The organism is Anaerotignum sp. MSJ-24, assembly GCF_018918145.1.
Classification (GTDB): domain Bacteria; phylum Bacillota; class Clostridia; order Lachnospirales; family Anaerotignaceae; genus Metalachnospira.
The window spans coordinates 137,674-151,640 of sequence record NZ_JAHLPX010000001.1; the positions used below are offsets into that span (position 1 = coordinate 137,674).

Genomic DNA, 13,967 nt, shown 5'->3' on the forward strand with positions numbered 1-13,967 from the left:
GTTTTACCTCCCGATTATTTTGAAGCTTTTCTGAGCATATCAAACTTTTTAAGCGGTATATCCGTTTTAAGCTTTAATATCTGTTCAGGGTGCGGTGCAGACATAACGGGAACACCGTCGGTATCCCACATCTGAGTGACTGTCATTTCCGAGGAATCGCCCTTCTGCGGAAGAACCTCTATAACATCGCCGACCTCAAATTTATTTCTCTGCATCACTGTTGCACAGCCGGTTTCTTCGTCCCAATCCTCAACGACCATTCCTATAAAGTCATAATTTCTTATATAGGTGTTGCTTGTATAAACCTGGTCATCATGTCCGGGCTTACCGAAATAAAAGCCTGTTGTAAAATCTCGATGGCTTACCTTGCATACCTCGGACATATAGTAAGGAATACGGCTCTTATAATATTCGTGATTTTCAAAATAATCGTCAATAGCCTGTCTGTAAGTCTTTACGATAGTTCCGACATAGTACGGAGTTTTCATTCTTCCTTCTATCTTAAGACTGGAAATTCCGGCATCAACAAGCTCCGGAATATGGTCAAGCATACACAAATCCTTTGAATTGAATATAAAAGTACCTCTTTCATTTTCTTCAATGGGCATATATTCTCCGGGACGGGTTTCCTCCATGAGATAATATTTCCAACGGCAAGGATGTGAGCAGGCTCCTCGGTTTGCATCTCTGCCGGTAAGGTAGTTTGAAAGCAGACAGCGTCCGGAATATGAGATACACATTGCACCATGTACAAAGGTTTCTATCTCCATATCTTCTGGAATGTTGTCACGCATTTCCTTTATTTCCTTGAGCGAAAGCTCTCTTGCTCCGACTATTCTCTTTGCTCCGAGCTTATACCAGAACTGTGCTGTTTTATAGTTGGTATTGTTTGCCTGTGTGGAAACATGGAGCTCTAAATCCGGTGCATATTCCTTAAGCACTGTATAAACTCCCGGATCCGAAACAAGCACAGCGTCTGCACCCATTTCATATATTGATTTGAAATATTCGCCCATACCGTCAAAGTCCGAATTATGTGCAAATATATTTGCTGTTACATATACCTTTGCACCACGTGCGTGTGCAAAGTCAATACCTTCCTTCATGGTTTCGGCATTGAAATTTTTTGCTTTTGCTCTCAGGCTGTATGCTTCTCCTCCGATATATACCGCATCGGCACCATAAAGCACTGCTATTTTAAGCTTTTCCAAATCACCGGCAGGTGCAAGCAGCTCCGGCTTTTTTAAATTACTCATCTGTATTCTCCTCATCTGCTGCATTTTTAATATCAGCCTTTTCTTCCGTTTCCTTGATTTTTACGCATACCGCAAGCCCGTCACCTATCGGAACTATTGAGGACTCCAATGCGTCGTTATGGGAAATATCCCAAAGGAAGTTTCTTAAACGCTTATGGATTGTTCGCTGTCTTCTCGGAACCGAAAACCTTGTTTTTGCAATATCTCCGCCCTGAAGAACGTCATCAACGATAAGCAGACCGCCGACAGGAAGAAGTCTTAAGCAATGCGGAAGGAATGCGGAATACTGTCCTTTTGCCGCATCAAGGAAAATAACGTCATAAGGGCCGGTCAATGTCGGAAGAATATCTGCCGCATCGCCTTCGAGAATTTTTATTGTGTTCTCAAGTCCCATTCTTGCGATATTTTTTCTTGCGTCCTTAAGCATAAGCTCATAACGGTCTATTGTTGTAATCGTTCCGCCGTCCTGAAGATAGCGTGACATAAGTCCCGACGAAAATGCAACCGCCGTTCCGACCTCAAGGATATTTTTAGGCTTTTTCATTGTGAGCAGAACGCTTAAAAGCCTTGCCGTTTCATGCGGTATAACCGGAACCTGAGCATCTCTCGATTCCTTCTCTATTTCACCCAGAACGCCGTCATAATGCGGCTGTATCGTTCTGAGATAGCTGTTTATATAATCATCGGTAACGTAATTCATTTCTTTCTCCTAATCAATCAAATGTAGCCTGGTATGCTGCCTTGGCAGTGAGAAAATCCTCATAATTTTCAGTAAATACATGCTCGCTTCCGCCTCTTGCCTTAAGCACATAATAGTAATAATTGTGCTTTTCGGGCTGTACAGCCGCAGAAAGAGAGGCTTCTCCCGGCGAGCAGATCGGGCCTATCGGAAGTCCCTTGTTTTTATATGTGTTATATGGCGAATCAACAGACAGATCGGTTTCCGTAACAACCTCATTCTTTGTCTGATTTGCATACTGGACAGTAGCGTCTATCTGCAAATACATATCTATATCCAGTCGGTTATATATAACTCCGGCAATAACAGGACGTTCTTCGTCAAGCATTGCCTCTGCCTCAACCATGGAGGCAACTGTAACAAGCTGGTCAAGAGTATATCCGCTTGAGGAAACATAAGGCTTAACGGAGGTATTATAAATCTGCTCAAATCTGTCAAGCATCATTACAATAATATCTCTTGCGGTTTCGTTTCCACTGAGATAATATGTATCCGGGAAAAGATAGCCTTCAAGACGGTATTCCCTGTCGGGTATGCCTTCGAGAAAATCATAATTGAACTCACCGTTATTGACTTCGTTCAGAAAGTCCTCTGTTGTGGCAATTCCCTTTTCATCAACCAATGCGGCTATCTGTTTAACGGTATAGCCTTCGGGAATTGTAATACGGTTCTGTGCCGTTGTATTGCTCTGCTTAAGAATTTCGATAATCTGGTCATCGGTCAGACCTTTATCAATATAAAATGTTCCGTAATGGAAGCTCTGGTCTGCACCGGCTGATTTGCATTTAAGCCTAAAGAAAAACTCATTGCTTATCAGGCCGTTGTCCTTAAGCAGCTTGGCAATATCTTTGGTCGTTGCACCCTGCGGAATAACAATTTCGACCGCATCTGCACTCGGTTCGGCGGAAATATCAACTGTTGTTTCGGCATTGCTGTTGTTCATATATTTCCCCGTTATATGTTTTCCGACTCCGTATGAAATTCCGAGAACAGCGGCAATAACAAGTATAGTAATGCCTATAACCGTAAGTATTCTGAGAATTTTTTTCTTTCTTCTTCGTCTGCGGCGTTTTCTGCTTGGTGCCTGTCTTCTTGCGCGTTGTTCGCCGGACTCTCTTCTTCTGTCGTCCAAAGTATCACCCTTTTACATTTTAATTTCTTATTTCATCTTGTATATCTCTCTGAGTGCAACACCGTTTTCGGCGGCAAGCTTTTTAGCGGACTCATATTCGGGATATACGGTTTCGTTTCCGTTTCTTACTATTTTCTTTACCTCAAGTGTTCCATAGGCTGTTTCTATGGTATCCTTACTGCGGTCAAGACAGGTTCTTGACTCGGTACGTCTGCGAATGCCTATGGTTGTTGTTTCTGTGAAAATAATATCCTCAATAGCGGCTCTCTTATCCTCTGTACAAAGAACGGTAAGCTTATAAGCCGGTCTGTTTTTCTTCATAAATATAGGTGCATAGAAAACATCTCTTGCTCCCGCAGCAAAAAGTCTTTCCATAGTATAACCGAGAATTTCGCCCGATGCATCATCTATGTTTGTTTCGAGAACAGTTATTGTTTCCTCGCTTATCTCTTTCTCCTCGCCCATTGCGACACGAAGAACATTAGGTATCTTCATATCCTTTGAGCCGGCACCCATACCGATTTTTTCAATCTTCATTGCAGGCATTGTGCCATAGCTGTCCGCAAGCTCGGCGATAATAGCCGCACCTGTCGGTGTTACAAGCTCTGTATCAATATCAATCTGTCTTGAAATAACATCAGAATCGGCAAAAATCTGTGCTGTTGCCGGAACGGGAACAGGGATCTGTCCATGCTGGCACATAATAAAGCCGTGTCCGTCATTTACAACCGATGCACAAATTCTGTCCGGCTTAAGCATATCAATGCAGATTGCCGTACCGATAATATCAACGATAGAATCGATAGCACCGACCTCATGGAAATGAACCTTATCAAGCGGTTCATTATGTACTTTTGATTCTGCTTTTGCAACACGCATGAATATACGCTTTGCAAGCTCCTTTGCATTTTCGTTTATTTCACTGTTGTCGATTATTGCAAACACATCTGCAACATTTCTGTGAACATGAGGATGATGGTGGTCGTGATCGTGGTGATGGTCATGGTCGTGATCGTGGTCATGCTCATGTTCGTGATCGTGATGATGCTCATGGTCGTGATGATGCTCATGGTCGTGATGATGGTCATGGTCATGGTCGTGGTGATGCTCACAATGGTGGTCATCATCATGGATTTCCTTCATTATTGGATGTCCGTCTGCATCATAGCCTTCAATCGTTATTACAACGTCAACCTTATTTGCACCGATTCCGTTTTTAACGGCTCTGCCGAAAACCATGTCATAGCCTTCAACATTGAGCTTATTAAGCTCGGCAACAAATTTATCCTTATCTATTCCCAAATCGAGCAATGCACCGAGCGTCATATCTCCGCTGATACCGGCACTGCAATCGAAGTAAAGTGTTTTCATTTTGAAGCCCCCAGTTTATTTATGCTGTTTGCCGTATATCCGGCACCGAAACCATTATCAATATTAACAACAACTACACCGCTTGCGCAGCTGTTAAGCATACAAAGGAGAGAAGAAAGGCCGTTAAAGTTTGCTCCGTAGCCGACAGAGGTCGGAACGGCGATAACCGGCTTGTCCGTAAGTCCGCCTATAACGCTGGCAAGAGCACCTTCCATGCCTGCAACGGCAATAATAACATCTGCCGCCTCTACTCTGTCTATTCTCGAAAGCAGTCTGTGAAGTCCGGCAACGCCGACATCATAAAGTCTGTCAACCGTATTTCCGAGAAATTCGGCAGTAACCGCAGCCTCTTCCGCAACGGGAATATCTGATGTTCCGCCGGTTGCGACAAGTATTATTCCGCCTGTTTTCGGCAGAGGATTTCTTTCGACAACGAGCGTTTTTGCATCTCTGTTATAAATAACGTCTGGTATTTCTTTAACAATATATTCGTATTTTTCTTCGTCAACTCTTGTTGCGAGAATATTTTCCGTTCCGTTTTCAAGCATATTTTTCATTATGCCGAGAGTCTGCTCTTTAGTCTTTCCAAGAGCATATATAACCTCCGGACAACCGTTTCTCATCTGTCTTTGATGGTCAACAACCGCATATCCGAGATCCTTTGTCGGTGCAAGCTTAAGCAGCTTTTCCGCCTCATCAACCGTAAGCTCCTGATTTCTGAGCTTAGCAAGTATTTCCTTTGTATTCATAACTGCCTCCGAAATTAGTCCATGCTTCCGCTTCTAAAGCCTTCCAAATCGAGAGTTATATAACGGAAGCCGATGTTTTTAATTTTATCAATAGTTTCTGTATCTGCGATAAATTCGCCGAAATACTGTTTGGGTATTTCTATTCTTGCAATATCTCCGTGAAGTCTTACTCTGCCGCTGGGTATGCCTTTTTGTGCGATGAGAAGCTCCGCTGCTTCCACCTTTTCAAAATTTTCGGCTGTAAGCTCAGTATCATAAGGGAAACGGGTTGCAAGACAGGAGTTGGAAGCCTTATTCCATGTTTCAAGACCAAGCTCCTTTGCGGCCTCTCTTATGTCTGCCTTTGTCATTCCCACTACATAAAGCGGTGATACAAGACCGAGCTCATCGGCTGCCTGTGCTCCCGGACGATAATGCTTTCCGTCGTCAGCGTTTTTACCGTCAACTATGGTTGTAAAGCCAAGCTCCGCTGCTTTGGATTTTACTCCGCCCATAATATTTTTCTTGCAGAAATAGCAACGTCTTTTATCGTTAAACTTAAATTCCTTAACGGCAAAAGCGTCTGCCTTAATAATATAGTATTTAATTCCTGCCTTCTTGGCAAGTCGTTCAGCGTCCTGTAAGTCTTTTCTTGAAAGCATGACGCCATCTCCTATGATAGCTATTGCATTGTCCTTCAAGACCTCATGAGCCACGTTCATAACTAAGTCGGAATCAACACCGCCCGAGTATGCAACGCAGACCTTACCGAGTTTGGAAATGTAGTCCCTAAGTTCATCAAGTTTTTTCATTTTACAGTAACCTCCTAAACGCTAAATATGTATATAATATATACAAGAATTATTATACAACATATACGGTTAAAAATAAATACCCTATTAACTCTATATGTTAGTATTTTTATATATTTAAACATATTTAAAGCATTTTATACTGTAATACTAAGTAATTATAATTCAAATTATAATAAAAATCAAATTATTACATATAAATATAAGAAATTCTTAACAATACGCCTGTTTATTTTTTGATTTTATTAGTGTAATATGGTTATCAGAGGTGTTTTGAAATGAAAACGGAAATAAACAATATTCCATCTGTCATATGGAACGGCAAAAGTGACAGAGTTATTATTGCGGTTCACGGAAAGCTGTCATCCAAAACGGATATGCCGATACAGCTCCTTGCCGAGGCCGCAGAAGAAAAAGGTATACAGGTGTTGAGTTTTGATTTTCCGAAGCATGGCGAAAGACAGAACAGCAAAGAAAGCTTTGATGTGTTTCAATGTACAAAGGAGTTAAATACCGTATATGAATATGTTGAAAATAAGTGGAGTGAAATTTATCTTTTTGCAAACAGCATAGGTGCTTATTTCAGCCTTATTGCTTTAAGGGATAAGCCCGTAAAAAAGGCTTTGTTTCTCTCTCCTCTGGTAAATATGCAGACAATGCTTAACATTATGATGAAAACAGACGGCATAACCGAGGAACGGCTTTGCAGAGAAAAGAATATACAATCTTCTTTCGGTGAAATGCTGAACTGGGATTATTATGAATTTGTAAAGAAAAATCCCATAACCAAGTGGAATACTCCGACTTATATTTTGTGCGGCAAAAATGATTTTGTTGTTCCGTACTCCACTGTTTCCGATTTCTGCGATAAATTCGGTGCAGATGCAGAAGTGTCCGAAAGCTCCGAGCATTGGTTCCATACGGACGAAGATTTAAAGATATTAAAGGATTGGTTCAAACGGAATATATAAAACAAAGTCCTAAGTTGAAAAATAAATTTCAGCTCAGGACTTTTTGTTGTCAAGGCTTTATCCGAATAACTCGGTTATCAGCCGATATAAGATTTTACCTTATCAATCCATGCGTTTATCTTCTTTTCGTCCGTAACAAGCTTATCTCCGCCTGTCGAATCAAACTGTATTTCCATATCGCACACAGTCTCGGCACCCTTGCAAAGCTTTTTGATGTCCTTTATTGTATGTCCGGGCCAGCGTTCATATTCACGCTGAAGAAGTGCAAGGAAAATTTCCTCTTTAGTCTGAAAATAATTATATATTGATGTACGGGTAAACGAAGTTGCATTGCCTATTTCTTTTATTGTAATTTCCTTAAAGCTCATTGCTTTGTAAAGCTCTTCGCAGGCTGTTATTATTTCCTCTTTTCTCGAGGCAGTCAGCTCTTTTGATCCTTTTGGCATACTAAAATCTCCTTCTGCTGTTCTGACACCATGTCAATATAAATAATTTAACTTTTACCGAAATATTCTGTCGGTTATCCCGCTGTTGCCATTTGACCGACGAATATTGTTGTATACAAAAACCGCATATCCGTCAGGATATGCGGTAAAATCTGCAAATCTGGATTTTTACTTTTTCGGCGGCTGTGTTCCTATTATTGTTCCTCCGCCGGCAACAAAATCTCCGTCATAAAGCACAACGGCCTGTCCCGGAGTTATGGCTCTCTGCGGCTCATCAAATACACATTCTATTGTATCTTTATCATACATTCTTACTGTACATGGTGCTTTTTTATGGCTATAACGTATTTTTGCCATAAATCTCATTTCACCCTTAATTTCACCGATAGCCATATAATTCACGTTGTTTGCGTAAAGTGTTTTTTGGAAAAGAGCGTCGTTTTCGCAGAGAACGACCTCTCTTGTTTCCGGTCTTATTTCATATACATACATCGGTTTGCCGAAGGTAATGCCAAGACCTTTTCTCTGTCCGACCGTATAATGGATTATGCCCTTATGTTTGCCGAGAACATTTCCGTCCATATCGACAAAATTGCCCGGACGTGATTTTATATTATAATTTTTTTCGATATATCCGCTGTAATCGTTATCGGGAACAAAGCAGATTTCCTGGCTATCATGCTTTCTGGAAACAAAGTCGTCTATATTTTCCGCAATTTTTCTTATTTCGTCCTTAGTATAATCTCCGACAGGCATAAGCGTTGACTTAAGCTGATCCTGTGTAAGGTTATAAAGTGCATAGGTCTGGTCCTTCTGTGCGGTTGCGGAAAGCTTTATTGCATATCTGCCTGTTACAGGGTGCTTATCTATTCTTGCATAATGTCCGGTAGCGATATAATCCGCTCCGATTTCCTTTGAACGTCTTAAAAGAGATTCCCATTTAACATATCGGTTGCAGGCGATACATGGATTTGGAGTATGACCTTTGCTGTATTCATCTACAAAATAATCAATTACGTATTTCTTGAAATCATCTCGGAAATTCATTACATAATACGGAATGTCTATTTTAAATGCTACTCTTCTTGCATCATCAACTGCCGAAAGTCCGCAGCATCCGCCGTTATCGGCTATTTCCGCAGGATCTTCCTTCTGCCATATCTGCATTGTAACACCTATAACATCATAGCCCTGTTCCTTAAGAAGGTATGCGGCTACGGAGCTGTCAACACCGCCGGACATTCCGACAACAACCTTACCATTACTCATATAAAAACCACCTTTATATCAAATAAAATTTACTGTCAATACCTTAATAATTTATTATATCAAACAACGAATGCAATTTAAACCGTTTAAATAAATTCGGTTATTATTTTTATGAAGAAAATAGTTATTACAACAATAATAAGCGGCTTAACAAAGCCGGAGCCCTTTGAAGAAAAACACCTTGCACCTATATAATTTCCGGCTATTCCGAAAACTCCGGCAATCAGACCGAGTGGAAAATATACCTTGCCGTTCATTACAAAAACAACAAGTGCCGATATATTTGTCGTAAGATTGATGGCTTTTGTTACTCCGGCGGCTTTATTAAGCTCCAGATGAGCAAGTCCTGTCAGAAGCAGAAGAAGAAAAGTACCTGTTCCCGGTCCGTAAAAACCATCGTATATGCCGACTCCAAAGGCTATACAGGCGGAAATAACCGCTGTTTTTACCTCTGAATATTGTTTTCTCTGAACATCCATATTTTTGCTTTTAAGAACATATACGGCAATAACGGGAAGTATAAAGAGCATTATTATTTTAAATTTTTCATCACTGACCATCAATGCGATGTTTGCACCTATCGGCGAGCCTATCAACGCAAAAACGATACATATAACCGAAAGCTTAAGCGGAATAAAGCCTTCCTTTGCAAACTTCAATGTTGATGCGGACGTACCCATAGCGGCAGAAAGCTTATTGGTTGCTATCGCCGTATGCACCGGAAGCCCGGTAAGCATAAAAATCGGAAGTGTTATAAGTCCGCCGCCGCCGGCAACAGAATCGACAAAGCCTGCAACAAAAACCATAACGCAGACCAATATATACATTGGAATTGAAACCATGATTGCTCTCCTTTTACACATAGAAAAACGGCAGTCACAAATAAATCAGGACTGCCGTCAAGCTGATAACGGGATTTGAACCCGTGACCTCGTCATTACCAATGACGTGCTCTACCTACTGAGCCATATCAGCACGTAAATAGTATTATACTAAAATATTATTAACTTGTCAAATATTTTAATCTAAATCAAGGGTATTGAAAGAAGAATGAAAAAAATCAATACAGGTTACAGCTATATGACCGAAGCCGAAAATTTTCGGCCTGGTTCGTTACTGTAATTTAATATCTAAGAAAATAAAAAAGATAGATACTGTAATGAAGTGAATCTATCTTTTTTATTTGTATTTGAACTGATTATAATTTAATTTCTATCGGCTTATCAAGCGTTATGGAATCTTCCGTAACAACACAGTCATATGCAAGCACATTTACTCCGGCGTTATATGCGGTCTTTAACGCATCGGCAAAAGCCTTATCTCTTTCGGCATTGGGTGCAAAAGCGGTTATGCCCTTCATCTGTATTACAAAAAGCACCGAACATTCATAGCCTTCCGATTTTGCCGAAACAAGCTCATGTATATGCTTTGTGCCTCTTTCGGTCGGTGCATCCGGAAACATAGCCGTTGAGTTTACGTCCAGAGTTACACCCTTTACCTCGACAAAGCCTTTTCTGCCGTCCTTTTCATAGTATATGTCAAAACGTGATGAGCCATATTTAACTTCTCGCTTTATATACTGCGGAATACCGATTTCGGATATATGTCCGTCTTCCAGAGCCTCTGCGGCAACGGCGTTTGGTATTTGCGAATCAATGTTTACAAGCTGTCCGCCATTTTCTATTGCCGTAAGCGAATACTTTGTTTTTCGTGAAGGATTATTTCCTTCCTCCAATATGCACCGGCTGCCGCTTATCATAAGCTCGCCGAGCCTGCCGGTGTTTCTTACGTGGACACGCTCGGTTTTTCCGTCAACAAGCACCTCTGCGATAAAACGGTTCGGTCTGGAAATAAATATTCCTTCTTTTATATTTTCGTATTTCATATCAATGTCTGCCCGTAACGTCTTTAATTTCTACCGGTTCAAAACGGTATTTCTGCTTTACGTCGGGATATTTTTCGCGGTCAACCTCGGAAACAAACATATCATAAGGACGGATATAAAGCTTTGTATCGCCGTAAAGTGCTCTGTAAACAACATATCGCTCTCCGGTTTCGCTGTGTATTGCCGTATCCTCGACAAAGTAATAATTTCCTTTGAAATGACGGTATATTTTCTTGGTTTCCATACGGACACTCCCTTTTACTGATGATATGTTGAAAGAAAATCAGCAAGCTCTTTACAAGCATATTCAAGCTGTTCCTTTTCGGGAAGATAAACAATTCTGAAATGGTCGGGCTGATCCCAATGGAAGCCACGGCCGTGTGTAACAAGGATTTTCTTCTTACGAAGGAAATCAAGAGCGAACTGCTCATCATCATGTATATTGAATTTCTCTATATCAAGCTTAGGGAAAATATAGAATGCAGCTTTCGGCTTAACAACGCTTACGCCGGGAATGTCGTTGAGCATATTGTAAATAACCTCTCTCTGCTCATAGATACGTCCGCCGGGCATAAGAAGCTCGTCAGCTGACTGGATTCCGCCCATTGCCGTCTGGATAATAGACTGGCCGGGAACATTTGAGCAAAGACGCATTGATGAAAGCATATTAAGGCCTTCGATATAGCCCCTTACTTTGCTCTTATCGCCCGAAAGGCACATCCAGCCACATCTCCATCCGGCAACACGATGCGATTTTGAAAGACCGTTTAAGTTTACACAGAAAAGATCCGGGCATAATGAGCTTATAGCTGTATGCTTAAGTCCATCCATAACAAGTCTGTCATATATTTCATCCGCAAATATTATAAGTTCGTTTTCTCTTGCAACATCAACGATGTCCTGAAGAACCTCTCTGGGATATAAAGCACCTGTCGGGTTGTTGGGATTGATTACAACAATACCCTTTGTTCTTGATGTTACCTTGCTCTTAATATCCTCAATATCCGGATACCACTCTGCCTGTTCATCGCAATGATAATGAACTGCCGTACCTCCGGCAAGAGTTATTGATGCTGTCCAGAGCGGATAATCCGGCGAAGGAACAAGTATTTCATCGCCTGTGTTAAGAAGTCCCTGCATAGCCATTGCAATAAGCTCGCTTACGCCGTTTCCTGTATAGATGTCGTCAATGTCAACATTAGGAATATTCTTAAGCTGACAGTACTGCATGATAGCCTTTCTTGCTGAGAAAAGTCCCTTTGATGATGAATATCCCTCTGTATCACGAAGGTTATAAATCATATCTCTTATCATTTCATCCGGTGCTTCAAAACGGAAAGGTGCCGGATTGCCGATGTTGAGCTTGAGTATTCTTGTACCCATTGCTTCCATTGCATTTGCCTCGTCCATAACGGGGCCTCTTATATCATAGCTGACGTTGTTAAGCTTTGTTGATTTTTCAAATGTTCTCATTTCTTCCTCACTCCTGATATTAATAATATTTTTGTGCCGAAATCAGAGTTAATAATAACCGCATAAAAAAACCGCCCCAAGCACAACGCTTAGGGCGGATAAATATCCGTGTTACCACCTAAATTCAAGGCAAAAGCCTTACACTCTGCCGGTACTGACATACCGCTTCCTTATAACATAGGAATTATGTTGAAGCCTACTTGCCGAAACTTTCGGTTCAAAGCTCAAAGACTGCTTCATTCTGTCCGTATAAAGGCTTGCACCTTACGCCTTCTCTCTGAAATACCGCAACAGGATTACTCCTTCTTATCACTGCTTTTAGGATTTATTTCATTAATTTGTATTATACACGCTGAATAAATATTGTCAATAGTGATTGCTGTATTTTATTAAACACAAATTTTACAATCACAGTTCAATCATAGCTCGACCTCGGTCAATTCTCCGTCATCAAAAACAACCGCAGTTTCAAAACCTGCCTCTTTTGCAAGCCTTTCCGCCTCATCGAATTTATAGCAAAGGCCTTCCGTATCATGTGCATCGCCGGAGAAAATAATTCTTCCGCCGAGCAGATTCCATTTTTTAAGTATATCGAATGACGGATACGGAACCGAGCGATAGCCTCTGTATATAGCTCCGGTATTGATTTCTATTATTTTGTCCTTTGCCGCCGCAACGTCAAGCACCTCATCAACGGCATAGGCATAGCGTTCATCTGATGTATCGAAAAGCTTATTGCCTTCGTTGAACTTTGTTACAAGGTCGATATGACCGAGAATATCACTGCCGTTTACAGAACAGGCCTTTACAACAGCTTTATAATAATCCTCGCAGAATGCCATATAATCGCCGCCGTAATACTGCTTTACGTTATTTACGAATATTTCCTCCGATTCATCAACGGGCAGATATTTTCCGTTTTTAAAAACATAATGCACCGAGGAAATAACATAATCGAATATATGCAGATCCTGTATATCCGAATACAGATCTCTTTCTATTCCGAGATAAATTTCAAGTCTTCCGTCATACTCACGCCGTATTCTTTTAACAGCCTCGATATAGTTTGCCGTTGCCTCCGTACTCATACAATAGCTTTCGTCAAATGGCGTATGCGAATGTCCGCTGAAGCCGAGAGCGTCCATGCCCTTGGTATATGCCGCTTTTGCCATAATATCAACCGTTTCCTTGCCGTCACAGAACAATGTGTGTGTATGAAAGTCAGACTTAATCATTTTGTCATCTTCTCCTGCTTTACCTTATGGTCTATTACGTGTCTTGAAGCGAGTTCCTTTGTTATATCATCAATAGAGATGCCCATTTCAATCATCATAACCATTACATGATAGCACAAATCGGAAACTTCGTATATAGTTTCTTTTTTATCATCGGCCTTTGCCGCAATAATTACCTCTGTGGACTCTTCTCCGACCTTTTTGAGTATTTTGTCGATACCCTTTTCGAAGAGATAGGTTGTATATGAGCCTTCCTTTTTATCTGTTTTTCTGCCTTCGATAAGCTTCATAAGGCCTTCGTAGGAGAAATAATTAACATCCTTGTTTTCATACACAAGGTCATTAAAGCAGCTGTCTGCTCCGGTATGACAGGCAGGGCCGTCCTTTTTTACAAGCACTGTGAGCGCATCTCTGTCGCAGTCGGCTGTTATGCTGACAATATGCTGATAGTTTCCCGATGTTTCGCCCTTTCTCCAAAGCTCCTGTCTTGAGCGTGACCAGAAGCAGGTTTTGCCTTCCTTCATGCTTATTTCAAGGCTTTCTTTGTTCATATATGCAACGGTAAGCACCTTTTTGCTTTCTGCGTCCTGTACAACTGCGGGAATAATTCCCTTTTCGTCAAACTTAAGTTCATTTATATCAAGCATAGC

The 13,967-nt window shown here is 41.1% G+C and carries 15 protein-coding genes, 1 tRNA gene and 1 other annotated feature; of the genes, 1 reads left to right on the forward strand and 15 read right to left on the reverse strand.

Annotated features, from left to right (window positions below; all coding sequences use genetic code 11):
- Window positions 1-14: 14 nt before the first annotated feature.
- From KQI66_RS00615 to larE, 6 genes are read right to left on the reverse strand one after another with little or no spacing between them, the layout of a single operon-like run.
- Window positions 15-1,256, reverse strand: coding sequence for a peptidase U32 family protein (locus KQI66_RS00615; protein ID WP_216426776.1), 1,242 nt, complete (start codon window positions 1,254-1,256; stop codon window positions 15-17).
- The gene (locus KQI66_RS00620; RefSeq protein WP_216426777.1) at window positions 1,249-1,956 is read right to left on the reverse strand and encodes an O-methyltransferase; all 708 of its coding nucleotides are present in this window, start codon (window positions 1,954-1,956) and stop codon (window positions 1,249-1,251) included. The genes KQI66_RS00615 and KQI66_RS00620 overlap by 8 nt, the downstream gene beginning before the upstream one ends.
- Before the next feature lie 13 nt (window positions 1,957-1,969).
- Window positions 1,970-3,127, reverse strand: a complete 1,158-nt coding sequence (gene mltG / locus KQI66_RS00625; protein WP_216426778.1) for an endolytic transglycosylase MltG — start codon at window positions 3,125-3,127, stop codon at window positions 1,970-1,972.
- 27 nt (window positions 3,128-3,154) lie between these two features.
- On the reverse strand, window positions 3,155-4,498 hold the full coding sequence (gene larC / locus KQI66_RS00630) for a nickel pincer cofactor biosynthesis protein LarC (RefSeq protein ID WP_216426779.1): 1,344 nt from the start codon (window positions 4,496-4,498) through the stop codon (window positions 3,155-3,157).
- Window positions 4,495-5,247: a nickel pincer cofactor biosynthesis protein LarB gene (gene larB, locus KQI66_RS00635; RefSeq protein ID WP_216426780.1), complete on the reverse strand. Its 753-nt coding sequence runs from the start codon at window positions 5,245-5,247 to the stop codon at window positions 4,495-4,497. Before larB ends, larC begins: the two co-directional genes overlap by 4 nt.
- A 14-nt stretch (window positions 5,248-5,261) precedes the next feature.
- A complete protein-coding gene (gene larE, locus KQI66_RS00640; RefSeq protein WP_216426781.1) occupies window positions 5,262-6,038 on the reverse strand; it encodes an ATP-dependent sacrificial sulfur transferase LarE in 777 nt (258 codons plus the stop codon).
- Window positions 6,039-6,316: 278 nt separating this feature from the next.
- On the opposite strand from larE, the gene KQI66_RS00645 reads away from it, so the two are divergent.
- The gene (locus tag KQI66_RS00645) at window positions 6,317-7,009 is read left to right on the forward strand and encodes an alpha/beta hydrolase (protein ID WP_216426782.1); all 693 of its coding nucleotides are present in this window, start codon (window positions 6,317-6,319) and stop codon (window positions 7,007-7,009) included.
- 77 nt (window positions 7,010-7,086) lie between these two features.
- On the opposite strand, the gene KQI66_RS11195 is transcribed toward KQI66_RS00645, so the two are convergent.
- From KQI66_RS11195 to hisIE, 9 genes are all read right to left on the reverse strand, one after another.
- Window positions 7,087-7,455, reverse strand: a complete 369-nt coding sequence (locus tag KQI66_RS11195; protein WP_253287604.1) for a TetR/AcrR family transcriptional regulator — start codon at window positions 7,453-7,455, stop codon at window positions 7,087-7,089.
- Between the two features lie 168 nt (window positions 7,456-7,623).
- The gene (gene mnmA, locus KQI66_RS00655) at window positions 7,624-8,724 is read right to left on the reverse strand and encodes a tRNA 2-thiouridine(34) synthase MnmA (protein ID WP_216426783.1); all 1,101 of its coding nucleotides are present in this window, start codon (window positions 8,722-8,724) and stop codon (window positions 7,624-7,626) included.
- 86 nt (window positions 8,725-8,810) lie between these two features.
- Entirely contained in the window at window positions 8,811-9,566 is a 756-nt protein-coding gene (locus tag KQI66_RS00660; protein WP_216426784.1) for a sulfite exporter TauE/SafE family protein, read from the reverse strand.
- Window positions 9,567-9,626: 60 nt separating this feature from the next.
- Window positions 9,627-9,699: transfer RNA gene (locus KQI66_RS00665), tRNA-Thr, on the reverse strand.
- Between the two features lie 223 nt (window positions 9,700-9,922).
- A complete protein-coding gene (gene sfsA, locus KQI66_RS00670; RefSeq protein WP_216426785.1) occupies window positions 9,923-10,609 on the reverse strand; it encodes a DNA/RNA nuclease SfsA in 687 nt (228 codons plus the stop codon).
- Between the two features lies 1 nt (window position 10,610).
- Entirely contained in the window at window positions 10,611-10,853 is a 243-nt protein-coding gene (locus KQI66_RS00675) for a DUF1653 domain-containing protein (protein WP_216426786.1), read from the reverse strand.
- A 14-nt stretch (window positions 10,854-10,867) separates the two neighbouring features.
- Complete coding sequence (locus KQI66_RS00680) at window positions 10,868-12,082, reverse strand: aminotransferase class I/II-fold pyridoxal phosphate-dependent enzyme (RefSeq protein WP_216426787.1); 1,215 nt, start codon at window positions 12,080-12,082, stop codon at window positions 10,868-10,870.
- An 87-nt stretch (window positions 12,083-12,169) separates the two neighbouring features.
- Window positions 12,170-12,404: a binding site (T-box leader), on the reverse strand.
- 97 nt (window positions 12,405-12,501) lie between these two features.
- Window positions 12,502-13,317: a histidinol-phosphatase gene (locus KQI66_RS00685; RefSeq protein ID WP_216426788.1), complete on the reverse strand. Its 816-nt coding sequence runs from the start codon at window positions 13,315-13,317 to the stop codon at window positions 12,502-12,504.
- Complete coding sequence (gene hisIE / locus KQI66_RS00690; protein ID WP_216426789.1) at window positions 13,314-13,964, reverse strand: bifunctional phosphoribosyl-AMP cyclohydrolase/phosphoribosyl-ATP diphosphatase HisIE; 651 nt, start codon at window positions 13,962-13,964, stop codon at window positions 13,314-13,316. Before hisIE ends, KQI66_RS00685 begins: the two co-directional genes overlap by 4 nt.
- Window positions 13,965-13,967: the final 3 nt, after the last annotated feature.